Here is a 25,724-nt window from a genome sequence, read left to right on the forward strand (position 1 = left end):
GCGCCTGAGGATCAGCTCTTCTTGGCCGCCGCCTTCGCGGCCCGCTTGTACTCGCGCACCTTGGTGAGCGACTCCGGGTTCACGATGTCGGCGACCGACTTGTAGCTGCCCTCCGCGCCGTAGTCACCGGCCGCCTCCCGCCAGCCAGCGCCGTCGAAGCCGTACTGCTTGCCCAGCAGTGCGAGGAAGATGCGTGCTTTCTGGTCGCCGAAGCCCGGCAGTCTCTTGAGGCGCTTCAGGACCTCGGGGCCATCCGGGGTGCCGCGGCGCCAGATCGCCGACGCGTCGTTGTCCCACTCGTCGCGCACCGTCGCGCAGAGCGCCTGCACGCGCGCGGCCATGGAGTCCGGGAAGCGGTGGACGGCCGGGGCCATGCGGCAGAGCGCGGCGAAGGTCTCGGTGTCCTGCTCGGCGATCGTCGCCGCGTCGAACGCCCCGAGCCGCTCTCGGATCTTCGACGGACCGGCGAACGCGGTCTCCATCGCCACCTGCTGGTCGAGGAGCATGCCGATCAGGAGCGCGAGCGGGTCGTTCGAGAGCAGCTCGTCGGCGGTCGGGTCGTCGGTGATGTGCAGTTCCGGTGCCATGGCTCCATCGTGCCAGGCCACGCGCCTGGCAACATGCCCCCCTCGGGTACTCCGGCACTGTCCGTGCCCCGCGCACGAGGACTACGCTCCGGGCACATTGTTCCCGCGGACCGTGCACACCGTCCGCAAATCGAAAGGAAGTACATCATGCGAAGAAGCGTGATCGGTGCCGTCGGCACCTCCGCTGCGGTCGTCGTCCTCGGTCTCGCCGTCGCGCAGCCGGCCTCGGCGACGTCCCACCCGGTGGCCGGCTGCGGGGCGTCGTTCAGTCTCACCACGATCGGCGGCGCCGTGCAGGCCGTCGACTGGCGATTCGTGGACGGGGTGGACGTGCCACCTGCCGGAGCAGCGGAGGACATCGCCGCTGTGGTCGACCGGAACGCCGACGGGTGGGTGTGCATCAAGCAGTACAAGCCGAATCAGGGCCAGGACAAGAAGGCCGGCGCGGAGGATTACGTGATCACGCTCATCAGCGACAACACCGCGAGAGGCCGCATCTGAGCGCCTAGAGCATCGCCGCCCCGGCCACGGCCAGCGGCAGCACCGTCTGCACCGCGGCGCCCCGCCAGAGTTGGGGCTCAGTGACCCAGAGGACGACGCCCAGCACGGCCTGCCCGAGCGCCAGCACGACGATGACGGCCCGGCCGGCGGCGGGATCGCCGGTGCCGGCGATCACCAGGCCGGCGACGAATCCCAGTCCGAACACGATGTTGTAGAACCCCTGGTTGACGAGCCAGACGCGCAGCGCGGACAGGTGCTCCGCACGCACCCCGAACAGCCGCTGGAACAAACGCGTGTGGGCGCCGAATGCCTCGACGGAGCCGACACCGATCAGGAGCACGGCCTCGACGATCGTGAGCACCTGCGCCAGCGCGTTCATGCGCGGGAGCCTATCCCCGTCCGGGCTCCGGATGCACGGGTCGCGTTGAGGCGGTGACAGCGTCGTCCGTGCCCCCTACGCTCGGTGCCATGTCAGAGCCGTCCTCGTCGGTTTCACCGCAGCGCGTGCCTCCGGTCGGTGGAATGCGGACCTTCGCGCAGGTGCTCGTCAACACCATGATCGCCAATGTCACGACGAGCTTCCTCTGGTTCGGTCTGACGTTCTGGGTCTACCTGGAGACCCGCTCCGTGCTCGCCACCGGCATCATCGGCGGCGCGTACATGCTGTTCATCGCGTTCTTCTCGATCCTGTTCGGAACGATCGTCGACCGGCACCGGAAACATCACGTGATGATGTTCGCGAGCGTCGTGACGCTCGCCGCGTTCGTAGTGGCCGGCGTGCTGTACCTGCTCCACCCGGAATCCACCCTCGTCGACCTCGGCGGGCCCTGGTTCTGGCTGTTCGCAGGCATCATCCTGTTCGGCTCGGTCATCGAGAACATGCGGAACATCGCGCTCTCGACCACCGTCACCCTGCTGGTGCCCCAGGAACGGCACGCCAACGCGAACGGGATGGTGGGCACCGTGCAGGGGCTTGCCTTCATCGTCACGAGCGTTTTCTCCGGCCTCGCGATCGGGCTGCTCGGGATGGGCTGGACGCTGCTGATCGCGATCGTCCTCACCGCGGTCGCACTGGCGCACCTGATGTTCTTGCGCATCCCGGAGGAGAAGCCGCAGGGCGACGGCGGGAAGCCGCCGGCGATCGACCTGCGGGGCAGCATCACGGCCATCCGGGCGGCGCAGGGGCTCTTCGCCCTGATCCTCTTCACGACCCTCAACAACCTCATCGGCGGCGTCTACATCGCGCTCATGGATCCGTACGGACTGGAGCTGTTCCCCGTTGAGCTGTGGGGCGTCGTGTTCGGGGTCGCCTCGACGGGCTACATCCTCGGTGGACTCGCGATCGCGAAGTTCGGCCTCGGCCGGAATCCCATCCGCACGATGCTGCTCGCCGTCGCGGTGATGGGCCTCCTGGGGGCGTTCTTCACCATCCGCGACTGGTGGTGGCTCTACGCCGGCGGCATCTGGCTCTACATGGCGATCTTCCCCGCCGTCGAGGCGTCGGAGCAGACCATCATCCAGAGGGTCGTGCCGTTCCGGCGGCAGGGTCGGGTGTTCGGCTTCGCCCAGGCGTTCGAGTCGGCTGCGGCACCGATCACGGCCTTCCTCGTCGCGCCGATCGCGGAGTTCCTCATCATCCCGTTCATGGAGTCCCGGAACGGGCAGGCGACGTGGGGCTGGCTGCTCGGCGAGGGTGAGGCCCGCGGCATCGCCCTGGTGTTCTTCTTCGCGGGGCTCACGCTGGTGCTGCTCGCCATCCTGGCGTTCGCGACCCGGTCGTACCGGATGCTGTCGGAGCGGTTCCGGGGGCAGGCGGAGTCGGTGGCGGTCGACGAGCCGGGGGACGAGGTGGGGGCGGCGTCACGGGCGCGGTGAGCCGCACTCACCGAAGCGATCGAGCTTCGCTCCGGGGACCATCGACCCTGGCACCGCCGCGTGCATCCGAGTACGGTTCCTGCGACTGGACGAAACGGCCCACCGGCGGGCGCGAGCGCCGACGAGACGAAGTGCTGAGCACGCGCGCGCGGAGGCTCGAGGGGCGATCCGGTGATCGGACAGGACGGGCGGCGAGCCGACGTGCGGGAAAGGCACCGGCGCCGTCCGCCCTGGTCGCCGCAATCGCCACGGCCGTGCTGATCGCCGGCGCGATGGTGGCGAATGCACCGGTCCTGGCGCCGGTGTCCGAGCCGGACCGTACACCGATCGAGGTGTTCACCATCGTGAAGACCGGCATCGTGTACGTGGATCCGGAGACCTCCGAAATCGTCTGGCGGAGCCGGGAACGGAAGACCAGGACGCTGAGCGAGCGCCCGTGGCGCGACGCCCACCCGGGAGGCGTGGACGCGGAGCACCTGCCGTGGCGCCCGCACCGCGACATCATCGGGAATCCGGACCACGATGTGGTGGCGTGGGTGGAGACCGCGGAGGGGCGACGCGGCGATCTCGTCGTGGTCGAGGCGCACAGTGGGAACCTGCTCGCTCGCGCACCGCTCGGGATACCGCTTGAACGGCCCGTCGTCCTCGCTTCTTTGGACGATGAGGCGCTCTACTACGCGACATCCGACACCGCCGACGGCGTCATCGGCGTGCCCAGTGAGGACATCTGGGTGTGGCGGTGGGCAGCCGGCGAAGAACCTCAGCAGGACCCGCGCCGACCCGCCTTCCTGAACGACGTGAGCGCGGGCGTCTGGGCCGTGTACACATCCGGCGGCATCGCATTCGAAGACGCCGACGGGCGGCAGCTCTCGTACGCACGCATCTACTACGAGATCGTGCCGGACTTCGGAAGCGCACTGAGCCCGGACGGCCGGTATTGGTATGGGGGCGAGCGCTCGGTGGTGATCGAGACCACAACCGGGGATGCGGTCGCCATCGCACCGGCGCACGGCCGCGACTTCGGCTGGAGCGGCGCGGCGGAGTTGACGCTCGCCGCGTGCCATGCGGTCACCGGCCGGTGCCACACCATCACGTGCGATGTGACCCGTCCGATCCGAGGGCCGTGCGATCCACGACTTCCGCGGCGGGAGACCACAGCGCCGAGTGCGTACGGCGCGTGCCTGCGATTCGCCTTGCCGTGCGGTCCGCACATGCCGGCGAATTGAGCCGAGGATCCGTATGCTTACCGCGGCTCAGCACCGGTCGAGACTTCGGACGCCGAGGCGGAGCCCGCATCGCACGCCGGGTGATGGCTCGCCCGTCCGGATCATGCGGGCACCGGTCGGGAGCCTGCTCTCGACGACGGCGTCGCCGAGCTGGTTCCATCGGAACATCGGTTGCACTCCTCGGTCTCACGCTGGCGGGCGCCCAGTCCGCCGCGGCAGCCGAGCCCACGACCGGCTGTGGTGCCGGGCACACGCTCGTCGAGATCACCGATGCGGTGCATCTGGTCGACTGACGCTTCCTCGGGGGCGCGGACGTGCCGGCCCGCCGACGCCGAGGACTACATCACGCCCGCGGACCGCAACGGTGACGAGTGGGTCTGCATCAAGCAGTACAAGCCGAACCAGGGGCGGGACAAGCATTACGGCGCACCGGGTTATGTGGTGTCCCTGCTCAGTGACGAGAACGCCGCGGGCAGGCTCTGACGCCAGGATTCGCCGCCTCGCAGTGCGCTGGTGCCGGATGTGGGACTTGAACCCGCCCCCTCGCACGGCCGCCACGTCGCTGCGCGACGCGTCGGAACCGGCGCCGAGGACCCGGTGCGTTTCGCGCCCACGCCGGCACCATCCCGCCGCGCAAGCGCGACGGGTTGGTGCCGGATGTGGGACTTGAACCCACACGCCCTTTCGGGCAAAGCATTTTGAGTGCCCCGCGTCTGCCATTCCGCCAATCCGGCGCACCGTCGCGCTGGAAACAATACCGTAGGCTCAGTCCGTGACTGATTCGGACGCCACTGCTGCCCCCCTGCGTCGCGTCGTCGTCGCGGAGGACGAGTCGCTCATCCGCCTCGACATCGTGGAGACGCTGCGAGACAACGGATTCGAGGTCGTCGGCGAAGCGGGTGACGGCGAGACGGCCGTCCAGCTCGCGACCGAGCTTCGTCCGGATCTGGTGATCATGGACGTCAAGATGCCGCAGCTCGACGGCATCTCCGCGGCCGAGCGGCTTTCGAAGAACCGGATCGCCCCGGTGGTGCTGCTCACCGCATTCAGCCAGAAGGAGCTCGTGGAGCGGGCCAGCGAGGCGGGCGCGCTTGCGTACGTCGTGAAGCCGTTCACGCCGAACGACCTGCTGCCCGCCATTGAGATCGCGCTCAGCCGCTACCAGCAGATCATCGCCCTCGAGTCCGAGGTCGCTGACATGGTGGAGCGCTTCGAGACCCGCAAGCTCGTTGACCGGGCCAAGGGCCTGCTCAACGAGAAGATGGGCCTCACCGAGCCGGAGGCGTTCCGCTGGATTCAGAAGGCATCCATGGACCGCCGCCTCACCATGCACGACGTCGCCCAGGCGATCATCGAGCAGCTCGGCAGCAAGAAGTAGCTCGCGCCCGGCACCCGACCCCGGGAGTCGCCGTTCCGGCCGAGTGCGTCCGGAACAACGGCGAGTAGTCCGGAGCGGGATCGGTCAGGCGCGGGTGTCGGCGTCCCGCAGCATGTTCGTCATGCGCACGGTGGACAGCCGCCGGCCCTGCTCGTCCCGCATGACGATCTCGTGCGTCGCGAGTGTTCGCCCCAACACGAGGGCGGTGCAGGTGGCGGTGACCCAGCCTTCGGTGATCGACCGGCTGTGGGTCGCGTTGATCTCGATGCCCACCGCGTACCGCCCCGGGCCGGCATGGATCGCGGACGACACGGAGCCGAGCGATTCGGCCAGCACGACGTGGGCGCCGCCGTGCAGCAGCCCGATCACCTGGGTGTTGCCCTCCACCGGCATCCGGGCCACGGACCGCTCCGCTGAGAGCTCGAGGAACTCGATGCCCATCTTCTGTGCGAGCGCCCCGCCGCGCGTCTCGACGATGCGCCCGTAAAGCTCCGGATCGAGACTCTCGGGAAGCTTGGGGAACGCAGTCATGCCTCTCCTTCGGTGCCCCGCCTGGGCCGGAAAATGGTGTCGGGAGCCGCGGCTAGGCTTGCTCCGTGCCGGATTCCGCAAAGCCTACCCTCATGGTCATCGACGGTCATTCCCTCGCATTCCGGGCGTTCTACGCCCTTCCCGTCGACAGCTTCACAACCCGTGACGGCCAGCACACCAACGCCATCCATGGCTTCCTCGCGATGCTGATCCTGCTGCTGCAGAAGGAGAAGCCGACCCACCTCGCGGTCGCATTCGACATCTCCCGCTTCTCGTTCCGCAACCGGGAGTACGAGGAGTACAAGGGCACCCGCGACGAGACGCCGCAGGAGTTCAAGGGGCAGGTTCCGCTGCTGCAGGAGGCGCTGAAGGCGATGAACATCATCACCATCAGCAAGGAGGACTACGAGGCGGACGACGTGCTCGCCACCCTCGCCGAGCGCGGCAAGGCCGACGGCTTCGACGTGCTGCTGGTCTCAGGCGACCGCGACACGATCCAGCTCGTCGACGATCGGGTCACCCTGCTCTACCCGAACGCACGAGGCGTCTCGGAGCTGAAGCGCTACGACCGCCAGGCGGTGCTCGAACGGTACGGGATCGAGCCGCACCAGTACCCGGACATCGCTGCCCTGGTCGGCGAGACGAGCGACAATCTCACCGGCATCGACAAGGTGGGGGAAAAGACCGCGGTGAAGTGGGTGCTCCAATACGGGAGCCTCGACGGCATCCTCGAGCACGCCGAAGAGATCAAGGGCGTCGTGGGGCAGAAGCTGCGCGAGCAGAAGGACAATGCGATCCGCAACCGGAAGCTGAATCGGCTGGTCCGCGACGTGGAGCTGCCAGTGGGGCCGGCGGATCTCGAGCGCCGCCCGATCGACATGGCGGCGGTGCGGGAGATCTTCGACCGGCTGCAGTTCCGCACGCTGCTCGAGCGCCTGACGAAGATCGCCGCAGAGGAGTCCGGGGAGTCCGCGCCGCAGGAGTCTGTCCCGGCGCCCAGCCGCGCGAGAACGGAACCACCGGTCCACCGCCTCGTCGATGAGGAGCTGGCGCAGTGGATCGAGACGGCAACGGCCGGCGGCACCACGCCGCTCGGCCTCCGCCTGGAGACCGCATACGGCGACATCACCGGATTCGGGCTCGCCACCGAGACGGATTCGGCCTACGTGCCGTGGGCTTCCGGCCGGCAGGACTACGCGACGTTCGAGGCGTGGCTCGCGAGCGATGCCCCGAAACTGCTGCACGCGTCGAAGCGCGAGTTCAAGCTGCTCGCCCAGGCGGGCCTGCGCATCGGCGGCATCGCGTTCGACTCCTCCATCGCGAGCTGGCTGCTGCGGCCGGGGTCGAAGCCCGGCGACCTCGCCTCGCAGGTGTACGACGCGCTCGGTGAGACGCTGCCTGAAGCGGACCCGAACCAGCTCGTCCCCGCGACGGAGGCGATCAGCCCGGCCACGGAGGCCTGGTTCGTCGTGCGCCTCGCCCGGGCGCTCGAGGAGCGGATGAGCGACAGCACGCGGCGGGTGCACACCGAGCTGGAGCTCCCCCTGGTGCCGGTGCTGGCGCGGATGGAGCTCGACGGCGTGACGGTGAACCGCGAGCTGCTCGCGCGGCTCAACGCCGAGCTGACCGACACCGCGGCAGAGCTGGCGCGGCGGGCGTTCGCCGAGATCGGCCACGAGGTCAACCTCGGTTCCCCGAAGCAGCTGCAGCAGGTGCTGTTCGAGGAGCTCGGCATGCCGAAGACCCGCTCCACCAAGACCGGTTTCTCCACCGACGCCGCGTCGCTCGCCGACCTGCAGGACCAGCTCCCGGAGCCGCACCCGTTCCTCACCCTGCTGCTCCAGCACCGTGACGCCACGAAGCTGAAGCAGATGGTGGAGACGCTCGAGCGGGAGCTCGGCGCCGACGGCCGGATCCACACGACCTACGACCAGACCGGGACGAGCACCGGCCGCATCTCGTCGAACGACCCGAACCTGCAGAACATCCCCATCAAGACGGAGTCCGGGCGGGAGATCCGCGCCGCGTTCGAGCACGGTGCAGGCTTCGAGACGCTGCTCACCGCCGACTACTCGCAGATCGAGATGCGCATCATGGCGCACCTCTCGGGTGACGAGGGGCTCATCTCCGCGTTCAACGCGGGGGAGGATCTGCACCGGTTCGTCGGCTCCCGGGTCTTCCAGGTGGAGCCTGCGGAGGTCACCCCGTTCATGCGCACCAAGGTCAAGGCCATGTCGTACGGCCTGGCGTACGGCCTCAGCGCGTTCGGTCTCTCGAAGCAGCTGCGGATCGAGACGAGCGAGGCGAAGCAACTGATGGCGGACTACTTCGCCCGATTCGGCGCGGTGCGCGACTACCTGAGGAACGTCGTGGAGCAGGCGCGCATCGACGGCTACACCGAGACGATCTTCGGCAGGCGGCGCCCGTTCGGTGACCTCAACTCGAACAACCGGGTGCTGCGCGAGAACGCCGAGCGTGCCGCCCTCAACGCGCCGATCCAGGGTTCGGCCGCCGACATCATGAAGCTCGCGATGCTCGGGATCGCGCGGGAGCTCGAGGCGCGCGACCTTCGGTCCCGGATGCTGCTGCAGGTGCACGATGAGCTGGTGTTCGAGGTGGCGCCGGGCGAACTGGATGCCATGACGGAGGTGGTGACGACCCGGATGCGCGGCGCCGCGGACCTGCGCGTGCCGCTCGATGTGCAGGTCGGCACGGGCCCGAACTGGGACGCCGCCGCGCACTGATCACGAGGAGGACGACGTGCCGAGAAGGAAGCCGTTGCCGGAGCTGCTCGCCGAAGGCTCGATCCGGCTCGACTGCAGGGCGTCGGATCGCGACGACGCCATCCGGCAGGCCGGAGAGGCGCTCGTCGAGGCGGGCGCGGTCGACCCCACCTACGTCGACGCCATGCTCGAGCGTGAGCGGTCCGTCTCGACCTACGTCGGCGAGTCGGTCGCGTTCCCGCACGCGACCCTCGCGGAGGCGGATGCCGTTCAGCGCGACGCCATCGTGGTCCTCCGCTTCCCCGACGGAGTGGACTGGGACGGGAACCGGGTGGTCGTGGTGATCGGACTCGCGGCGCTCGGTCGCGGTCACATCGGGCTGCTGTCGCGGCTCGCCGCCGTGCTGCTCGAACCGGGCAAGGCGGAGGTCATCCGGTCGGCCGTCACGCCCGCTGCGGTGTACGAGGCGCTGGGATCCGACCCCGACTCGTGACCGCGGTGCGGGTCCCGGCGAGCGCAGACCGGCCCGGACGCCCTAGGTTGGACGAAACGCGGGCGCCGCTCCACCATCCGCCCGCACCGTTCCCTCCGACCGAGGAGCCGAGTTGCCAGAACGAACCGTCACCGTCGGATCGCGCGTCGGTCTGCATGCCCGGCCGGCATCCCTGTTCGCCCAAGCCGCGTCGAAGGTCGGTGTGCCGGTGAAGCTGACTTCCGCCGCCGGCAAGACCGTGAACGCGGCGAGCATCCTCGGGGTGCTCTCACTGGGGATCGGCTCGGGCGAAGAGGTGACACTGGAGGCGGACGGGGACGGTGCCGACGAGGCTCTTGACACCCTCGCCGAGGTCCTCAGCCGCGATCTCGACAAGGAGTGACCCCGTGCCTCCCAGGAAGGCTTCCGGGGGAGGTGCGATAGCGTCGGAGGGTGAGCGATACCTCAAACGAAGCCGTTCGTCAGCCCACCGAGATCGACCGCATCGCCGAGGAGTGGGTGACCACGCTCGCGGAGCTCGACCCGGACGTCGCCATCTGGATCGGGCTGCCCGGCCGGCACGGCGAGTACGCGGACACGTCGCCCGCCGGCCATGAGCGCTACGTCACGGAGGCACGCAAGGTGGTCGACGCGCTCCAGGCGGCGACTCCGGTCGACGACGTGGACTGGGTCACCAAGACCGACCTGACCAGCGACCTGACGCTCTGGCTCGAAGCATCCGACGCCGGGCTGTGGAAGCGCGACGTCAACGTGATCGCATCGCCCGCGCAGGAACTGCGGAACGTCTACGACCTGATGCCGACCGCCACCGAAGCCGACTGGTCGACGATCGCGGAGAAGCTCGGCAACCTCCCCGGGGCCGTCGAGGGGTACATCGAGACGCTGCGGCTCGGGATTCGCGACGGCGACGTGCCCGCGAAACGGCAGGTGCGGGAGGTGCTCGAGCAGCTCGGCCGGCACGCCGCCGACGACGGTTTCTTCTTCACCTTCACGGGCGACGCCGCCCCAGAGGGCGGGGGAGACCTGCCGGAGTCGCTGAAGGCGGACCTCGCCTCCGGCGCGGAGACGGCCGCTGCCGCGTACGGCAGACTGGCGGGATTCTTCCGCGACGAGCTGGAGCCGGCCGCCCGCCAGGAGGACGCGTTCGGCCGGGAGCTGTACGAGCTGCAGTCGCGCCGGTTCCTCGGCGCGAAGATCGACCTCGACGAGACCTACGAGTGGGGCATCGAAGAGCTCAGCCGCATGGTCGAGGAGCAGAACCGCATCGCCAACGAGATCAAGCCGGGCGCAACGGTCGAGGAAGCGATCGCCGTGCTCGACGCCGATCCGAAGCGCATCCTGAAGGGCACCGACGCCCTGCAGCAGTGGATGCAGCAGCTCAGCGACCGCGCGGTCGAGGAGCTCTCCCGCTCGCACTTCGACATCCCCGACCCGGTGAAGAAGCTCGAGTGCCGCATCGCTCCGACCCAGGAGGGCGGCATCTACTACACCAGCCCCAGCGACGACTTCTCGCGGGCCGGCCGGATGTGGTGGTCCGTGCCCGAGGGAGTGACCGAGTTCGGCACGTGGCGGGAGACCACCACGGTCTACCACGAGGGAGTACCGGGTCACCACCTGCAGCTCGGCCAGGCCGTCTACAACCGCGCGACCCTGAACACCTGGCGCCGCCAGCTCGCCGGCACCAGCGGTCACGCCGAGGGCTGGGCGCTGTACGCCGAGCGGCTGATGGAGGAGCTGGGCTACCTCGACGACCCGGGCGACCGACTCGGCATGCTCGACGGTCAGCGGATGCGCGCCGCCCGCGTGGTGCTCGACATCGGAGTCCACCTCGGCAAGCCGCGCCTCGACGGGAACGGCAAGTGGGACTTCGACTACGCGTTCGAGTTCATGAAGAAGAACGTCAACATGAACGAGCCGTTCGTGCGATTCGAGGTCAACCGCTACTTCGGCTGGCCGGGACAGGCGCCGTCGTACAAGGTCGGTCAGCGGATCTGGGAGCAGCTCCGCGACGAGTACCGAGAGCGTCAGGGCGACGCGTACTCCGCGAAGGAGTTCCACAGGAAGGCCCTCGACCTGGGCGGGGTCGGCCTCGACACGCTCCGCGAGGCGCTCCGCCGGTAGAGCGGCTCGGGGTGCGCAGGGACCCCGATCGCGTGATGGCCTCCGGTGCGAAACCGGGCGGCTCACCCGAACTGGGGTGAGCCGAACCTTTGTCAGTCGCGACGACACGCCGATACGCTCGGCCCCGAACGTGGTTTCGGGGGGAACGCATGAAGCGCAAGGCGCTCGTCGCATTCGGACTCAGCGCGATGCTGTCCGTGGGTCTGGTGCCGGCCTCTGCCGTGCCGGCGCAGGCATCGTCGGGCGTGATCGCACTCGCACCGGCGGCCGCGCTCCCTGCACCAGCGATCCGTGCCGCCGGTGGCGCCGGGTCCATCACGGTCGCGTGGTCGAAGATTCCCGGCGCTGTGAGCTACACCGTCGAGTACAGCACCAGCTCCACGTTCCGGAGCGCCAAGAAGGTCAGCGTCAGCGCGACGAAGGGCGTCAAGGTGCTCACCGGCGTGCAGAACGACGTCGCCTACTTCGTCAGAGTGAGGGCCGTAGCGGGCGCCGGATCGACCAGCTCGGTGAGCGTGGTGAAGAAGGCGATCCCGGACACCGGTTACCCGCGTGAGCTCACGGTCACGGTGGCGCCGGCGGGCAAGGACAAGGTGAAGGTCAGCTGGGCTGGGCAGGGACGCGCGACCAAGGTTGGTGTGCTGGCCGGGTCCAACAGCATCGTGACGAAGCACCTGTTCCGCTCGGCGTGGTACCCCGCGACGGTGACGAGCATCGTGCTCACCGTGCCGGCGCAGTACCGGGACGAGATGGGAACCGGATCGGGCAACCCCATCCACGTCAAGGTCGCCACGTACAACTCCCTCAGCGCGAGCACATCGATGCCGACCGCAAGCGACCCCGCGAAGGCGTACCGGCTCACACGTGCCGGCTCGTACACCTGGGCGAGCGCCATCGCACCGGTGAGCGACGCGCTGCGTGTCGCGACGTGGAACGTCAAGAGCGTCACATCGTCCGCCTCGCTGGGCGGCTATACCTGGAAAGAGCGTCGCTACAAGGTGCGCAACGGCATCCTGGCCTCGGGCGCTGCCCTCGTCGGCGCGCAGGAGATTCCGGCGTCCGACGCCGGACTCGGCAACGGGAAGCTGCAGTGGGAGGACCTCCGTGACCTTCTTGCGCCGAGCGGATTCGCCATCGCCAACGAGCCGGTCCAGACGCCGCGGGAGATGAACACGACCGCCGGCGCTCAGCTGTATTACAAGACGGCGGAGTTGGAGCGTCTCTCTGGCGGCTTCGTCTCACCCCGCAGCATGGGCATCAGCTGGCCGTCCGGACTGCTCGACCGCCTCTGGTCGTGGGCGAAGTTCCGGGTCAAGGCCACCGGAGCCGTGTTCTACGCGGCATCCGTGCACCTGCCGACGGACGACGGGCGAGATCTCTCCGAGCTCAGGGTGCGGGAGATCAAGGCGATCAGCAGCCATTTGACGAACCTCGCCGGCGGCCGACCCATTGTCATCCTCGCTGACCTGAACAACAGCGTCCTGAAGTCGGCGACCGGGCCGGACAACGCTCTTCGGCTCGCCGGCTGGTACGACGCGGCGTCCGCGGTCAAGCGGTCCGGTACGCAGTACAGCACGGTCAACACGACGAATCAGGTCGACAACCTCTCGAAACCGGGCTTCCCGTACACCCCGTACCGGGCGCTCCATGTCGCTGGACGTGTCGACTACATCATGACGAAGAACGCACCCGGCGCAGCCCGGTACGCGAACCAACTGGTTCTGACATCGGCGGGGAACTTCGACACGGCCTTCCAGGGATCCGATCACAACCTGCAGTGGGCTGACATCGGTATTCCGGGTGGCTCGTAAGGCTGGGGCTAGCCCGACCGGACGATCGTCTCGATGGCCGGCAGCACGCTCTCGTCTTGCAGCGAGGTGGTGTCGCCGGCGGGCCGGCCCTCGCTGAGGTCGACCAGCAGCCGGCGGAGGATCTTTCCCGACCGCGTCTTCGGCAGGTCCGGCACGACATGCACGTCACGCGGCTTGGCGATCGGGCCGATCCGCGCGGCGACGTGCCGGCGCAGCTCGTCACCGAGCCCGTGCTCGGCCGGGGCGCTGGGCACGACGAAGGCGCACACCGCGGACCCGGTGGTCGGGTCGCTCACACCGACGACTGCGGCCTCCCCGACGCCGCGGTGCGCGACCAGGGCGGACTCGATCTCGATGGTGGAGAGCCGGTGGCCGGAGACGTTCACGACGTCGTCGACGCGGCCGAGCAGCCAGATGTACCCGTCCTCGTCGTACGCGGCGCCGTCGCCCGCGAAGTAGAACCCGCGCGACGCGAAGCGGTCCCAATAGGACGTGCGGTATCGCTCCGGGTCCTTCCACACGGTCCGCGCCATGCCGGGCCACGGCGCCGCCAGCACCAGATACCCGCCCTGCCCCCGTCCCGCCTCGGCGCCCTCGTCGTCGACGATCCGGACGTCGAATCCCGGGAGCGGCCGGGTCGCGGATCCCGGCTTCAACGGCGTGGACCCGGGCAGCGGTGCAACCACGGCGGCGCCGGTCTCCGACTGCCACCAGGTGTCCACGATCGGTGCCCGGGATCCGCCGATCCGCCTGTGGAACCACACCCAGGCCTCCGGGTTGATCGCCTCGCCGACGGTGCCCAGCAGCCGGATCGCCGACAGGTCGTACCGGTCGGGAACGCCCTCCGGGAACCACGTCATGAACGTCCGGATGAGCGTCGGCGCCGTGTAATAGACGGTGACCCCGTACCGCTCGAGCACCTCGAAGTGCCGCGCCGCGTGCGGCGAGTTCGGCGTCCCCTCGTACAGCACCTGGGTGGCGCCGTTCGAGAGCGGTCCGTAGATCACATAGGTGTGCGCGGTCACCCAGGCGAGGTCCGCGGTGCACCAGTAGACGTCGTCGTCCTTCGCATCGAACGCCGCCCAGTGCGACCAGGAGGCGTGCGTCAGGTAGCCGCCGGAGGTGTGCAGGAGCCCCTTCGGTCTGCCGGTGGTGCCGGACGTGTAGATGACGAACAGCGGATGCTCGGACGGGAAGGACTCCGGCTCATGCACCGGCGACGCCACATCGACCGTCTCGTGCCACCACACATCCCGGCCCGCGGTCCACGGGATGTCCGGCGTGCGCTCACCGGTGCGGCGGACGACGAGCACCGTCTCCACGTGGTCGAGGCCCTCCACCGCCGCGTCGACGTTCGCCTTCACCGCAACCGCCGCCCCACGGCGGAACTGACCGTCCGAGGTCACCACCGCCCTGGCGCGGGTGTCGGCGAGCCGGAAGCGCAGCGCCTCGCTCGAGAACCCGCCGAACACCAGGGAGTGCACCGCACCGATCCGGGCGATGGCGAGCGTCGCGATCACCGTCTCCAACAGCACCGGCAGGTAGACGACGACGGTGTCGCCGGGGCCGATGCCGAGGTCCGTGAGCGCGTTCGCAGCGCGGCTGACCTCCGCCTGCAGCTGCGCGTACGTGAGAGAGCGGCGGTCGCCCGGCTCGCCTTCGAAGTGCAGCGCCACCTTGTCCCCGCGTCCGGCCGCCACGTGCCGGTCGACGCAGTTCACCGCCACGTTGAGCTCGCCGCCGCGGAACCACTCGGCGGCAGGGATCACGTCCCGGTCGGGGGACGGGGGAGTCCAGCTCGATACGGTGTGCCAGTCGGTCGTCCAGTCCAGACGCCGCGACTGCTCGGCCCAGAACTCGTCGGGGGAGAGGCTGCGCAGCCGTGCCTCCTCGGCTGCGTCGACGTTGGCGGCCGCCGCAAAGGCCGGCGCCGGAGGAAACACACGGGTCTCGCGCTGCAGGTTCTCGATCGTCATCGCATCCATCCCAGTCGTGGACGCAGCGAACGGCACAATCGTGTTGCGGCGTGTGTCACGGGCGGCATCCGTTGCGTCTCGTCCTGGGAGGTTGCTGAGCATTTCTGTCGCTGACTATGGATGACCGCGCCAAAAGTGCGCTTCGTGTCGCTGGAATGTCGACGGCTGGTGATCGAATCCGGGTATGGGAAGAATGAACCGGCTCGCCGATCGTTGCTTCCGATGGTTGCGGCGCTCCTCCGCAGCGAGGAGCGCGAGGCGGAGGCGGAACTTGCCCTGGCCGAAGCGCTGACGACAGAGTTGAGCGCCACGATGGACGCGCTACGCGCTGGGGACTTCAGCAAAGAAGAGGCCAGGAGGATTCGGGAGCTTCCATCCGCGATGCCGGACGGCTGTCGGCAAGCATCGATGCCCAGCTTGACGAGTCGGCGCGGAAGCTGAGGAGAGCACGATCGCCCGCAGTGCGATTCGAACGGCTCCCGCTGATCCGCCCGGCTTGGCGCGTCTTTGGGGGAGGGGCTAGACTGAATGGTCGCTATTTCTGCGATCTCTATCCGCCTGCCACGGCGACCACACCAAGCACCATGTCGAATCGTGGCCTGACCCATGTCCATTACGGAGCACTAACTACATGACAATCGCAACGACCGAAAAGGCAGCCAAGCAGGTCGCCATCAACGACATCGGATCTGCTGACGACTTTCTTGCCGCGGTCGAGAAGACGCTGAAGTTCTTCAACGACGGTGACCTGATCGAAGGAACCGTCGTCAAGATCGACCGGGACGAGGTCCTCCTCGACGTCGGTTACAAGACCGAGGGTGTGATCCCCTCCCGTGAGCTTTCCATCAAGCACGACGTGGACCCGAGTGAGGTCGTCAACGTCGGTGACAGCGTCGAGGCGCTCGTTCTCCAGAAGGAGGACAAAGAGGGCCGCCTCATCCTGTCGAAGAAGCGTGCGCAGTACGAGCGCGCGTGGGGCGACGTCGAGAAGATCAAGGAGTCGGATGGTGTTGTCACCGGCACCGTGATCGAGGTCGTCAAGGGCGGCCTCATCGTCGACATCGGGCTCCGCGGCTTCCTGCCGGCGTCGCTCATCGAGCTGCGCCGCGTCCGTGACCTCACGCCGTACCTGGGTCAGGAGATCGAGGCGAAGATCCTCGAGCTCGACAAGAACCGCAACAACGTCGTGCTTTCCCGCCGCGCCCTGCTCGAGCAGACGCAGAGCGAGAGCCGCACCACGTTCCTCAACAACCTCCAGAAGGGGCAGGTCCGCAAGGGCGTCGTCTCCTCGATCGTCAACTTCGGTGCGTTCGTGGACCTCGGCGGCGTCGACGGCCTCGTCCACGTCTCGGAGCTCAGTTGGAAGCACATCGAGCACGCCAGCGAGGTCGTCGAGGTCGGCCAGGAGGTCACCGTCGAGATCCTCGAGGTGGACCTCGACCGCGAGCGTGTCTCCCTGTCGCTGAAGGCGACGCAGGAGGACCCGTGGCAGCTGTTCGCCCGCACCCACGCGATCGGCCAGATCGCACCGGGGAAGGTCACCAAGCTCGTTCCGTTCGGTGCGTTCGTGCGCGTCGCGGACGGTATCGAGGGCCTCGTGCACATCTCGGAGCTGTCGAGCAAGCACGTCGAGCTCGCCGAGCAGGTCGTGTCGGTCGGTGACGAGGTGTTCGTCAAGGTCATCGACATCGACCTCGAGCGTCGCCGCATCTCGCTGAGCCTGAAGCAGGCCAACGAGGGCATCGACCCGCACAACGAGGAGTTCGACTCCGGCCTCGCCGCGCTGTACGGCATGGTCACGGAGTACGACGAGCAGGGCAACTACAAGTTCCCGGAGGGCTTCGACCCCGAGACGAACGAGTGGAAGGAAGGCTTCGAGGCCCAGCGCGAGAAGTGGGAGCAGGAGTACGCCGCTGCCCAGACTCGCTGGGAGTCGCACAAGAAGCAGATCCTCGCCGCGAACGACGAGGCCGCCGCGACCGGAGGTGCCGACACCGGCTCGACGTTCTCCACCGAGTCGTCGAGCACCGGAACGCTTGCGGACGACGAGTCACTCGCCGCGCTGCGTGAGCGTCTCTCGAGCAACTCCTAACATCGCAAGCCGAACGGCCGGTCACCCTCCGGGGTGGCCGGCCGTTCGTCGTTCCGGCGACTGACGGGGAGGCGATCGCGCCATGCCCCGCCGATCCCGGAATCCCGCAGTGCCCCCGCACCAAGCCGATCGGCTCAGAGGTACTTGCGAGCCTCGGCCAGGAACACGTCCGCGTAGCCTTCGTGCGGGAAGTCGCCGAGGTAATACTTCTTGAGGGCCTTGCGCCCCTCGCGACCCGGGTCCGTCTCGAGCAGTGCCTCCAGCGCATCCTGCAGGTTGCCGAGGTCGGGATGGATCAGGTATGAGCCCCTGCTGATCGGGAAGCTGCTCGCGAACGACTCCAGCGGACCCAGCATCGCGGTGAGCGCGAACGGCTTCTCCGAGTAGAGGAAGTCGGGAACGACGCTGGACACGTCGGCGATCAGCGCGTCCGACTCGTTGAACCAATCGGCGATCGGCTCCGGCTTCTCGTGCCGGCCGGTGACGTGTCTGCGCCCCGACCGTGCCCGGTCCTGCTCCAGCAGAGCCTTGATCCGAGCCGCCTCGCGCGCGAGCTCGTGATTGCGGCGCGTGTAGGGATGCGGCCGGAACAGCACCGTGCAGCCGCGCTCGACGAGCGCCTGCACGATGGGCACGCCGATGAGCAGGGATGAGTACCGCGAATCTGCGTACAGGCCCGACCATGTGGGGGCGTACATGACCGTCTTCGCACGCTTGCTTCCGATGAAGGCCGACTCCACCTCGATCGACTCAACCTGTGGGCGCCCGACGATCGCGAACGCCTCCGGACGCATCCAGACCCCGTTGGCCGAGAACCGGTCGATGGCCGCCTGCCCCGCAACGAAGTTCTTGTCGAAGAGCCGGAACAGCGGGCTGTAGCTCGGCGCCTTGTCGCTCTCCCCATGGTTGAGGTGGATATGCGTCAGATGCGTGTACCGCACGAAATGCTGATTGCGCGAGTTGTTGTTGACGTAGAACGCCGTCTTGAGCGACGGAACCACCAGGGGGTCCAGCTCCGACAGCTGCCGGCACAGCACCACGGGCTTGTCGGTATGCCTGCTGGCGAACGCGAACGTTGCAGGGTTCCGGACGATGATCAGAAACGGGACACCGAGCCGCTCGAGATACGGCAGCCACATCGAGAGCTGGAACGACTCCTCACGGGGGGCGTCCCAGTGCACGGCGAAGACCGGCGCATACGCGGCGAGGCTCGCCACCAGCCGTTGCTCCCCGGAACGGCGGGCACGGATGCGCTTCGTCGCGTCAAGGAGCAGCACCGTCGCGACGACCACGGACGGGGCCGCGACCCAGACCACACCCCAGCTCGGCACGGCGAACCCGACAAGAGGCAGCGCCGCGAGTGTGAGCACGTTGCACACGGAGAGCCAGCCGCGGCGAAGCGCGGTCGGGCGCGGCATCTCGACCCCGGGGATGTTGTTCGCACGCGGCGTCGCGGCCCGAAGGACACGGATGACCGTGATCTCACCGATGGTGGTCAGCGCGAGCACGGCACACGCGACCCCGAGCCACCACGGATACGGCTCCTCCGGCGTCGGTAGCGCGGCGACGGCGAACACGAGCAGGGTGCGCGCCAGCACATAGGTGCCCAGCACAGCGGATCGAGGCCGCAGGCGGGCGAAGGTCCGCACACTCAGGCACAGGGTCAGCACACCGACCGCGAGAACGACGGGGAACGGTGACCGGGCGATGGCGAGGAAGAGTGTCAGCACCCCGAGCGCGTTGACGATCAGTCCGCGCCCGCCCGCCGACCTGAAGCTCTTGCGGAATGAGTCCCGCACGGCGCCGCGGGACGCCGTATCGGGCCGACGCACTGCCTCCAGCACCTGGGTCATCGGGTGGATCGCTTCGACGCCAACACGGTGCCGGACCAACGGTCGTCGACGAGAGCCACCATCCCCAAATGCCCATTCCATCACCATGGCGACCGTGTCGCGCGAACCCCCTCCCCGGCGGACCGAAGGGCAGGAGGGTGTCCATCCCGCTCGGCCGGCCAGGGAGCCGTTCTCAGGATATACGCCGACGGAAGGGAAGGATGCCCGCCTCGCGGCGCCCCCACGCGGTGGGCGGCCGCCCGCTCGACCTCAGAGGTACTTGCGCGCCTCGTCGAGGAAGGCGTCCGCGTATCCCTCATGCGGGAAGTCGCCGAGGTAATACTTCTTCAGTGCCCGGCGCTGCTCCCGGATCGGATCCGAGTCGAGCAACCGGTCCAGCGTCTCTTCGAGGTTCCGCAGGTCTGGCCGGATCACGTACGCGCCGCGGCTGATCGGGAACCGCTCGGCGAACGTGTCCACGGGGCCTGCCATGGCTGTCATCGCGTACGGCTTCTCGGAGTACAGGAAGTCGGGCACCACGCTGGAGACGTCGGAGATCAGCGCTGAGGCCGCATTGAACCAGTCCGCGATGGTCGCGCCGGGCAGGTCCGCCGTGCCGGTGATGTGCGGCCGTCCGGTCCGCGTCCGGTCCTGCTGCAACAGCGTGCGGATCCGGTGAGCCTCCCGTGCCATCGCGGCGCTCTTCTCGGTGTACGGGTGGGGGCGGAACATGACCACGCATCCACGTTCCAGAAGCGCCTGGACGATGCCGTACCCGACCAGCAGCGAGGAATACCTGGAGTCGGCGAAGAAGCCGGACCACGTCGGCGCGTAGATCACCGTCTTCACAGCAGCCTCCGAGATCGGCTGCGTCTCGACCTCGATGGTCTCCACCTGCGGACGGCCGACGATGGAGAACGCGTCGGGGTGCAGCCAGACGCCGTTCGCGGCGAACCGGTCGATGGCTGCCTGACCGGCGACGAAGTTCTTGTCGAAGAGCCGGAACAGCGGACTGTAGCTCGGCGCCTTGTCGCTCTCGCCATGGTTGAGGTGGATGTGCTTGAGCTGCGTGTACCGCACGAAATGCTGATTCCGGGTGTTGTTGTTCACATAGAACGCCGTCTTGAGCGACGGCACCACGACCGCATCGAGATCGGCGAGCTCGCGGCGGAGCAGCACCGGCCTTGTCGTCTCCTGACTGGCGAAGTCGAACGTCTTCGGGTTCCGGACGATCACCATGAACGGCACCCCGAGTCGTTCCAGGTAGGGAAGCCACATGGACAGCTGGAAGGACTCCTCACGCGGTGCATCCCAATGGAAGGCGAAGACGGGGCCGTAGGCCTCGAGCAGCGGCGTGAGCCGGCGTTCCGCCACCCGTCGACCCCGGATCCGCAGCACGCCGTCGGCCAGCATGAGCACCATCAGCAGGAGCGACGGAAGCGGCACCGCAACCAGCAGCCAGTTGTCCGCGATGAGGCTGAGCGCCGCGAGCGCGACGAGGCTGACGGCATTCGCCACGAAGAGCCAGCCTCGCTGAATCCGTGGCGCATTCCGCACCATCAGGCCGGGGACGTTCACGGCGTACGGGATGGCCGCGCGAAGCACCCTCGCGACCGTCAGCTCGCCGACGGTCGCGACGGCCAGCAGTGCGCTGGCGAGAATGAGGGGCGCCTCGGCTGCACCGTTCAGCCCACCGAGCAGCGGCAGCATCAGCGCGAGAAGCGTCCGTGCCGTCACATCGCCGCCGGTCGGAATCGATCTGGCAACGACACGGCCACGCGGCCGGACCGAGAGCCCCAGCACGACGGCTCCCGTCAGCGCCACCAGCGCGAACGGCGCGCCCGACAGTGCGAGCGCCACAGTCCCGATCGCGAGCACGTTCGTGAGCAGCCCACGACCATCGGCCAGCCGGAAGCGGTTGCGGAAGGTGCTCCGGTCGACCGGTGAGGGAGCACCGGTTTCCTGCTCGGAGTCCGTCTCAGCATCCGTGCTCGGCGCCTCGTCGGCCTTCTCCAGGAGGGACTCGGTGTCTCCGGTGCTCATCCGGTCGTGGTTCCTGACTGCTTGGTGTTCTTCGGGCTGGTGCTCTTGGCGAGTCTGCGCTCAGCGGCGTCACGGTGCGCCTGATGCACGCGGAGATTGGTGAACCCCGACTTGCTCAGCGTCACCTGGCTGAAGGCGATCGGCACGCGGACCGCTTCACCCGCGGCCTCCCGTCGCTCGATCTCGTCGAGGGCGGCACCGATGTTGGGGAAGTCGACGCCGGCGAGGTCGGCGATGTCGAACTCCCACCACCTCACGCGGAGCAGGCGCTCGATCGTCGCATCGTCGAAGCGGTTCTTGATCGGGCGTGCCGGCAGGCCGCCCACGATGGAGTACGGCGCGACGTCGCGATTCACGAAGGCGCCGGATGCGACGACCGCACCGTCGCCGATTCTGATCCCGCGGCGGATCATCACGTTCGCGCCGATCCAGACGTCGTTCCCGATCTCCACGAGCCCGCGGGAGGAGTCGTCCGTGTTGGTCTCGTCGCGTGGGATCACTCGCTGTGCCGCGTCCGCGGCCTCGGGAGGATAGAACTCGAACTGTTTGGCCAGATATTGCGCCGGCGAGGTCGAGAGCCAGTGGATCGGGTGTTCACCCTCGCCGATCATCACCCGCGGGCCGACGCTGGTGTAGCGGCCGATCCGTGCCAGATGCCGGATGGTTCCCGACCGGATGAACGAATAGCGACCGAGCTGGAAACCCCGGTACAGGTGCAGATCAGCGTTGCTCAGCTGCGCCGGGGGCTCGAATTCGAGGACCGCCTTCTTGACGAAGAAGCGGATGCCGGACTCGATTCGCAGACCCGATCTCTTCAGCTGCGACCACGCCGGGGGCGCCGGCTGAGGGGCGGCCGATGGGGGTGCCCCGGAGCGTTCCGGTCTCGTTTCCACCAGTCGCCGCGCCCGAGCGCGCAGCCGTTCCAACGAGTCTCCGATTGCCACCGGACAAGACTAGGACAGTTGTCCGGCGGGCCTGCTGAGCATCGACCGGCGGCATCGAGGGCGTCGCTGTGTCTCGCCTGATCGCGGGTTCGGCGACGGCTAGGATCGAACGGTTCACCGCCCCCACGCAGCCAGGATCACGAAAGGAACGACCCCAGTGTCTCTCTCACTCGTGGTCGCGCGGCGGCACATCCTTCGGTGGGTGCTTTCCGTGGTGCGCCGGTCGCCGATCTTCCCGCGCACGGTCGTCAACCGGCACGGGGACGATGATGCGCTGGCGGGGAAGTCCTTCGACGAGTCCGTGATGGTCTACTTCCCGGGGGCGCCCGATTCGCTCTACCAGGTGCTTCCCTGGCTCGGCCCCCTCCGGTTGCTTCATCATCGACACCCGGTGGTCATCGTCTGTCAGGACTCCCGCGTCGCCGCGGAGTTGCGCCGGCGGACCGAGATCCGCGTGGTCACCATCGCGCGGTACGGCCGACTCGACGACCTGCTGCAGCGAAGCGACGTGAAGCTGGCCCTCTACGTCAGCCACACACCGCGGAACTTCGAGTGTCTGCGGTTCACCTCGCTCATCCACGTGTACCTCGGGCACGGCGACAGCGACAAGGGCGTGTCGGCGTCGAACCAGCTCAAGGCGTACGACTACGCGATGGTGCCCGGGCAGGCGGCGGTCGACCGGATCGCTGCGCGGCTCATCCACTACGACGTCGCGGAGCGCTGCATCGTCATCGGGCACCCGCAGCGAGCGGCCTACGACGACCGGCGGGACGCCGCAGACGAGCGCTGCACCGTGCTCTACGCCCCGACGTGGGAGGGCGCGCAGCCGTCCGTCGCGTACAGCTCTCTCGTGTCGCATGGGCCCGCGATGGTGCGCAGCCTCCTCGCCGACCCTCGCTTCCGCGTGGTGTTCCGCCCGCACCCGCTGTCCGGTGTGACCAGCGGGCTCTACTCCCGCGCCGACAAAGAGATCGCCGCCGCCATCCGGGAGGCGCTGCGCACGAGCCCGTCGGCCGGTCACCGGACCGTCCGTGCGGATGACGAGCCGCTCGAGACCAGTTTCGCCGCGGCGGATCTGCTCGTCTGCGACGTGTCTGCGGTCGCCACTGCATGGCTCACCACCGGGCGCCCGATCGTCGTCACGATTCCGGCGTCGCCGCATGCGGCACCCGCAGACTCCGGGCTGCTCGCCGCGGTCCCGCGGCTCACCGCCGAACAGTCACAGGATGCCGCCGACCTGCTCTGGCGGGAGCACGAGCACGACACCGCGGCGGAATCGCGCGGCCGGCTCGCCGACTACTACTTCGCCGAGACCGGCTCAGAGGATCCGGCGGGGAAGTTCATCACGGCGTGCACCGAACTGATCGGCATCCGGGACACGGCCCGGATGAGGCTGCTTGAAATGGGAGGTGGAGCGGTCTGATGGCATCTGACGACGCAACCATGGACGGCTTCGGACCGTCGCACACGTTCGGGGATCCGGACCCGGTCACCGGGTCCATCCCGATCATCGCGCGGCGGACCGACCCCAGCCGCCGCAGCCTTCGGCAGCAGGGACCGCGGGTCGCCCGCACCTTCGGCGTCATTCTCGCCGGCGGCGTCGGCACCCGGGTGGGGCTGAAGGTGCCGAAGCAGCTGGTGAAGGTCGCCGGCAAGACGATCCTCGAGCACACGGTCACCGTGTTCGAGCAGGCACCGGAGATCGACGAGATCATCGTCATGATCACGCCGGGGTGGGAATCGCGCATCCGCGACCTGCTCGGCGACCGCTACCCGAAGGTGGGAGCCGTGCTCGCCGGCGGGGAGACCCGCAACGAGACCACCCGGCTCGCGATTGAGGCGATCGGCTCGGACGATGCGAAGCTGATCATGCACGACGCCGTCCGTCCCCTGCTCGACCCGCAGATCATCGCGGACTGCGTCACGGCACTCGACAGCTACGCGGCCGTCGACGTCGTCATCCCCTCCGCGGACACGCTGGTCGAGGTCGATGACCACGACATCATCACCGCCATCCCGGACCGGAGCCGCTTCCGCCGCGGACAGACCCCGCAGGCATTCCGGCTCGGCGTGCTCCGTGAGGCCTACGGGCGCGCCGCGCGTGACTACAGCTTCAGGGCGACCGACGACTGCGGTGTCGTGCTGCACTACATGCCCGAGGTGCCGATCAAGACGGTCACCGGAGCCGAGCACAACATCAAGGTGACGTACCCGGTCGATCTCTACATCGCCGACCGGCTGTTCCAGCTCCGGTCAGCCGGCACCCCGACATACGGCACCGCGGCGTCCCGCGAGGACGCCCTGCGCGGCAAGGTGTTCGTCGTCTTCGGAGGCTCGTACGGCATCGGTGGCGAGATCTGCCGCCTCGCCGCCGAGCACGGCGCCCACGTGGTCGAGCACTCGCGGTCGAGCACCGGCCTCGACATCCGCGACGCCGAGAAGGTTCGCGCCGCGATCGAGGCGGCCGCCAGCGCGCACGGCCGAATCGACGCGGTGATCGTCACGGCCGGGGTGCTCAAGATGGGCCCGCTCAGCGAGACCGATGACGACGAGATCCGCGAGTCGATCGACGTCAACTACGTCGGCCCGATCCACATCGCGAAGGCGTCGTACCCGCACCTCGCCGCCACCGGCGGTCACCTGCTGTACTTCACGTCGTCGTCGTACACCCGTGGCCGCAAGAGCTACGCGGTGTACTCGTCCGCGAAGGCCGCGGTGGTGAACCTCACCCAGGCGCTCGCGGAGGAGTGGACCGACGAACGCATCAAGGTCAACGTGATCAACCCGGAGCGGACCGCGACGCCGATGCGCACCCAGGCGTTCGGCGACGAGGAGGCGACGACCCTGCTCTCCGCGGAGGCGGTCGCCGAGGCGTCGCTCGACGTGATCGCGTCGGATGCGACCGGTCAGGTGTTCGACGTGCGGCTGGAGCCCGCCGAGGCGTAGGACTCGACGCCGGCGCCGGCGCGCTTGCGCCGGCGGGCGCGGCGGAACAGCAGCACCACGCCGACGACGAGACCGGCGAGTGCCAGCACGACCAGGATCGGCACCAGCAGAGCCAGCAGGCTGAGCCCCACGGCGCTGAAGTCCTCAGCGAAGCTCATCACCGGCGCCGCCATGCCGAAGGTGGCGGCGTTCAGCACCGGACGCAGCATCGCCTTGACCACGTGCACGCCGAGCGCGATGAGGATGCCGGTGACCACCGGCACCCAGGCGTTCGATTCGAAGAAGGCGGCCGGGTCGGACACCGCCGCCGTCTCGGTGAGCGCTCCGCCACCGAAGACGATGCCGCCGGATGCCGGCCGGACGAGAGTCTGGATCCAGTCGTTCACGGTGTCGACCGCCGGGATCTTGTCCGCCACGAACTCGATCACGAGCAGCACTCCCAGGATGCCGAGCACCCACTCGTTCTCGAGCCATGTCCAGCCACCGGGCAGCTGCACGAAGTCGAGGAACCGGCCGCCGAGGCCGAGGGCGAGCAGCGGCACATACGCGTTCAGGCCGGCCGCGGCGGCGAGACCGGTCCCGGCGAGGAACTCCAGCATCCGACACCTCCTCTTCGCATGGTATCGCTCCGGGCTCGGGCGCGTC

The 25,724-nt window shown here is 68.4% G+C and carries 21 protein-coding genes and 1 tRNA gene; 13 read left to right on the forward strand and 9 right to left on the reverse strand.

Annotated elements, in window-relative coordinates; translation table 11 throughout:
* Nucleotides 1-11: 11 nt before the first annotated feature.
* On the reverse strand, nt 12-587 hold the full coding sequence (locus ACFFGH_RS31470; RefSeq protein ID WP_386676341.1) for an HhH-GPD-type base excision DNA repair protein: 576 nt from the start codon (nt 585-587) through the stop codon (nt 12-14).
* Nucleotides 588-734: 147 nt separating this feature from the next.
* On the opposite strand from ACFFGH_RS31470, the gene ACFFGH_RS31475 reads away from it, so the two are divergent.
* Nucleotides 735-1,088 (forward strand): hypothetical protein, encoded by a 354-nt coding sequence (locus tag ACFFGH_RS31475; protein ID WP_386676343.1) that lies wholly within the window; start codon nt 735-737, stop codon nt 1,086-1,088.
* A gap of 4 nt (nt 1,089-1,092) precedes the next feature.
* On the opposite strand, the gene ACFFGH_RS31480 is transcribed toward ACFFGH_RS31475, so the two are convergent.
* Nucleotides 1,093-1,467 carry a DUF1304 family protein gene (locus ACFFGH_RS31480; RefSeq protein WP_386676345.1) on the reverse strand — a complete coding sequence of 125 codons (375 nt, stop codon included), beginning with the start codon at nt 1,465-1,467 and terminating at the stop codon, nt 1,093-1,095.
* A gap of 89 nt (nt 1,468-1,556) precedes the next feature.
* Here ACFFGH_RS31480 and ACFFGH_RS31485 point away from each other — a divergent pair, with 89 nt between their 5' ends.
* The 3 genes from ACFFGH_RS31485 (at nt 1,557) to ACFFGH_RS31495 (ending at nt 4,672) form a co-directional block, all read left to right on the forward strand.
* Entirely contained in the window at nt 1,557-2,963 is a 1,407-nt protein-coding gene (locus ACFFGH_RS31485; RefSeq protein ID WP_386676347.1) for an MFS transporter, read from the forward strand.
* A gap of 131 nt (nt 2,964-3,094) precedes the next feature.
* Nucleotides 3,095-4,189: a hypothetical protein gene (locus ACFFGH_RS31490; RefSeq protein ID WP_386676349.1), complete on the forward strand. Its 1,095-nt coding sequence runs from the start codon at nt 3,095-3,097 to the stop codon at nt 4,187-4,189.
* A 270-nt stretch (nt 4,190-4,459) separates the two neighbouring features.
* Nucleotides 4,460-4,672, forward strand: a complete 213-nt coding sequence (locus tag ACFFGH_RS31495; RefSeq protein ID WP_386676351.1) for a hypothetical protein — start codon at nt 4,460-4,462, stop codon at nt 4,670-4,672.
* A gap of 165 nt (nt 4,673-4,837) precedes the next feature.
* Here the strand turns inward: ACFFGH_RS31495 and ACFFGH_RS31500 are convergent.
* Nucleotides 4,838-4,923 (reverse strand) — tRNA-Leu (locus ACFFGH_RS31500).
* Between the two features lie 38 nt (nt 4,924-4,961).
* Between ACFFGH_RS31500 and ACFFGH_RS31505 the strand changes: the two genes are divergently transcribed.
* Nucleotides 4,962-5,567, forward strand: a complete 606-nt coding sequence (locus tag ACFFGH_RS31505; protein WP_386676353.1) for an ANTAR domain-containing response regulator — start codon at nt 4,962-4,964, stop codon at nt 5,565-5,567.
* Nucleotides 5,568-5,651: 84 nt separating this feature from the next.
* Here ACFFGH_RS31505 and ACFFGH_RS31510 read toward each other — a convergent pair whose 3' ends face one another.
* Nucleotides 5,652-6,098, reverse strand: a complete 447-nt coding sequence (locus ACFFGH_RS31510; protein WP_386676355.1) for a PaaI family thioesterase — start codon at nt 6,096-6,098, stop codon at nt 5,652-5,654.
* Nucleotides 6,099-6,163: 65 nt separating this feature from the next.
* On the opposite strand from ACFFGH_RS31510, the gene polA reads away from it, so the two are divergent.
* From polA to ACFFGH_RS31535, 5 genes are all read left to right on the forward strand, one after another.
* On the forward strand, nt 6,164-8,842 hold the full coding sequence (polA, locus tag ACFFGH_RS31515; RefSeq protein WP_386676357.1) for a DNA polymerase I: 2,679 nt from the start codon (nt 6,164-6,166) through the stop codon (nt 8,840-8,842).
* 16 nt (nt 8,843-8,858) lie between these two features.
* Nucleotides 8,859-9,314, forward strand: a complete 456-nt coding sequence (locus ACFFGH_RS31520) for a PTS mannitol transporter subunit IIA (RefSeq protein ID WP_386676359.1) — start codon at nt 8,859-8,861, stop codon at nt 9,312-9,314.
* A gap of 112 nt (nt 9,315-9,426) precedes the next feature.
* Nucleotides 9,427-9,696 (forward strand): HPr family phosphocarrier protein, encoded by a 270-nt coding sequence (locus tag ACFFGH_RS31525; RefSeq protein ID WP_386676361.1) that lies wholly within the window; start codon nt 9,427-9,429, stop codon nt 9,694-9,696.
* Nucleotides 9,697-9,746: 50 nt separating this feature from the next.
* On the forward strand, nt 9,747-11,435 hold the full coding sequence (locus ACFFGH_RS31530) for a DUF885 domain-containing protein (protein ID WP_386676363.1): 1,689 nt from the start codon (nt 9,747-9,749) through the stop codon (nt 11,433-11,435).
* A 149-nt stretch (nt 11,436-11,584) separates the two neighbouring features.
* Entirely contained in the window at nt 11,585-13,246 is a 1,662-nt protein-coding gene (locus tag ACFFGH_RS31535) for a hypothetical protein (protein WP_386676365.1), read from the forward strand.
* An 8-nt stretch (nt 13,247-13,254) separates the two neighbouring features.
* Here ACFFGH_RS31535 and acs read toward each other — a convergent pair whose 3' ends face one another.
* The gene (gene acs, locus ACFFGH_RS31540; protein WP_386676367.1) at nt 13,255-15,222 is read right to left on the reverse strand and encodes an acetate--CoA ligase; all 1,968 of its coding nucleotides are present in this window, start codon (nt 15,220-15,222) and stop codon (nt 13,255-13,257) included.
* Between the two features lie 631 nt (nt 15,223-15,853).
* Here acs and rpsA point away from each other — a divergent pair.
* Entirely contained in the window at nt 15,854-17,314 is a 1,461-nt protein-coding gene (rpsA, locus tag ACFFGH_RS31545) for a 30S ribosomal protein S1 (RefSeq protein ID WP_386676368.1), read from the forward strand.
* A 134-nt stretch (nt 17,315-17,448) separates the two neighbouring features.
* Here rpsA and ACFFGH_RS31550 read toward each other — a convergent pair whose 3' ends face one another.
* The 3 genes from ACFFGH_RS31550 to ACFFGH_RS31560 form a co-directional block, all read right to left on the reverse strand.
* Nucleotides 17,449-19,167, reverse strand: coding sequence for a CDP-glycerol glycerophosphotransferase family protein (locus ACFFGH_RS31550; protein WP_386676370.1), 1,719 nt, complete (start codon nt 19,165-19,167; stop codon nt 17,449-17,451).
* Between the two features lie 249 nt (nt 19,168-19,416).
* Nucleotides 19,417-21,189 carry a CDP-glycerol glycerophosphotransferase family protein gene (locus ACFFGH_RS31555; protein WP_386676372.1) on the reverse strand — a complete coding sequence of 591 codons (1,773 nt, stop codon included), beginning with the start codon at nt 21,187-21,189 and terminating at the stop codon, nt 19,417-19,419.
* A complete protein-coding gene (locus ACFFGH_RS31560; protein ID WP_386676374.1) occupies nt 21,186-22,082 on the reverse strand; it encodes a CatB-related O-acetyltransferase in 897 nt (298 codons plus the stop codon). Before ACFFGH_RS31560 ends, ACFFGH_RS31555 begins: the two co-directional genes overlap by 4 nt.
* Nucleotides 22,083-22,290: 208 nt before the next feature.
* On the opposite strand from ACFFGH_RS31560, the gene ACFFGH_RS31565 reads away from it, so the two are divergent.
* Together ACFFGH_RS31565 and ACFFGH_RS31570 are read left to right on the forward strand one after the other, a co-directional pair.
* Nucleotides 22,291-23,556: a CDP-glycerol glycerophosphotransferase family protein gene (locus ACFFGH_RS31565; protein ID WP_386676376.1), complete on the forward strand. Its 1,266-nt coding sequence runs from the start codon at nt 22,291-22,293 to the stop codon at nt 23,554-23,556.
* Nucleotides 23,556-25,079, forward strand: coding sequence for an SDR family NAD(P)-dependent oxidoreductase (locus ACFFGH_RS31570; protein WP_386676378.1), 1,524 nt, complete (start codon nt 23,556-23,558; stop codon nt 25,077-25,079). Before ACFFGH_RS31565 ends, ACFFGH_RS31570 begins: the two co-directional genes overlap by 1 nt.
* On the opposite strand, the gene ACFFGH_RS31575 is transcribed toward ACFFGH_RS31570, so the two are convergent.
* Nucleotides 25,040-25,678 (reverse strand): DUF4126 domain-containing protein, encoded by a 639-nt coding sequence (locus ACFFGH_RS31575; protein WP_386676379.1) that lies wholly within the window; start codon nt 25,676-25,678, stop codon nt 25,040-25,042. The two genes, ACFFGH_RS31570 and ACFFGH_RS31575, sit on opposite strands and share 40 nt — an antisense overlap.
* Between the last annotated feature and the right edge of the window lie 46 nt (nt 25,679-25,724).

The sequence above is a fragment of the Lysobacter korlensis genome (genome assembly GCF_042434515.1).

Excerpts from the sequence above, each read along its gene's own strand:
- ACFFGH_RS31470 (WP_386676341.1), bottom strand. The coding sequence starts at position 587 with ATGGCACCGGAACTGCACATCACCGACGACCCGACCGCCGACGAGCTG.
- ACFFGH_RS31475 (WP_386676343.1), top strand. The coding sequence starts at position 735 with ATGCGAAGAAGCGTGATCGGTGCCGTCGGCACCTCCGCTGCGGTCGTC.
- ACFFGH_RS31480 (WP_386676345.1), bottom strand. The coding sequence starts at position 1,467 with ATGAACGCGCTGGCGCAGGTGCTCACGATCGTCGAGGCCGTGCTCCTG.
- ACFFGH_RS31485 (WP_386676347.1), top strand. The coding sequence starts at position 1,557 with ATGTCAGAGCCGTCCTCGTCGGTTTCACCGCAGCGCGTGCCTCCGGTC.
- ACFFGH_RS31495 (WP_386676351.1), top strand. The coding sequence starts at position 4,460 with ATGCGGTGCATCTGGTCGACTGACGCTTCCTCGGGGGCGCGGACGTGC.
- ACFFGH_RS31510 (WP_386676355.1), bottom strand. The coding sequence starts at position 6,098 with ATGACTGCGTTCCCCAAGCTTCCCGAGAGTCTCGATCCGGAGCTTTAC.
- ACFFGH_RS31535 (WP_386676365.1), top strand. The coding sequence starts at position 11,585 with ATGAAGCGCAAGGCGCTCGTCGCATTCGGACTCAGCGCGATGCTGTCC.
- acs (WP_386676367.1), bottom strand. The coding sequence starts at position 15,222 with ATGACGATCGAGAACCTGCAGCGCGAGACCCGTGTGTTTCCTCCGGCG.
- rpsA (WP_386676368.1), top strand. The coding sequence starts at position 15,854 with ATGACAATCGCAACGACCGAAAAGGCAGCCAAGCAGGTCGCCATCAAC.
- ACFFGH_RS31550 (WP_386676370.1), bottom strand. The coding sequence starts at position 19,167 with ATGACCCAGGTGCTGGAGGCAGTGCGTCGGCCCGATACGGCGTCCCGC.
- ACFFGH_RS31555 (WP_386676372.1), bottom strand. The coding sequence starts at position 21,189 with ATGAGCACCGGAGACACCGAGTCCCTCCTGGAGAAGGCCGACGAGGCG.
- ACFFGH_RS31570 (WP_386676378.1), top strand. The coding sequence starts at position 23,556 with ATGGCATCTGACGACGCAACCATGGACGGCTTCGGACCGTCGCACACG.
- ACFFGH_RS31575 (WP_386676379.1), bottom strand. The coding sequence starts at position 25,678 with ATGCTGGAGTTCCTCGCCGGGACCGGTCTCGCCGCCGCGGCCGGCCTG.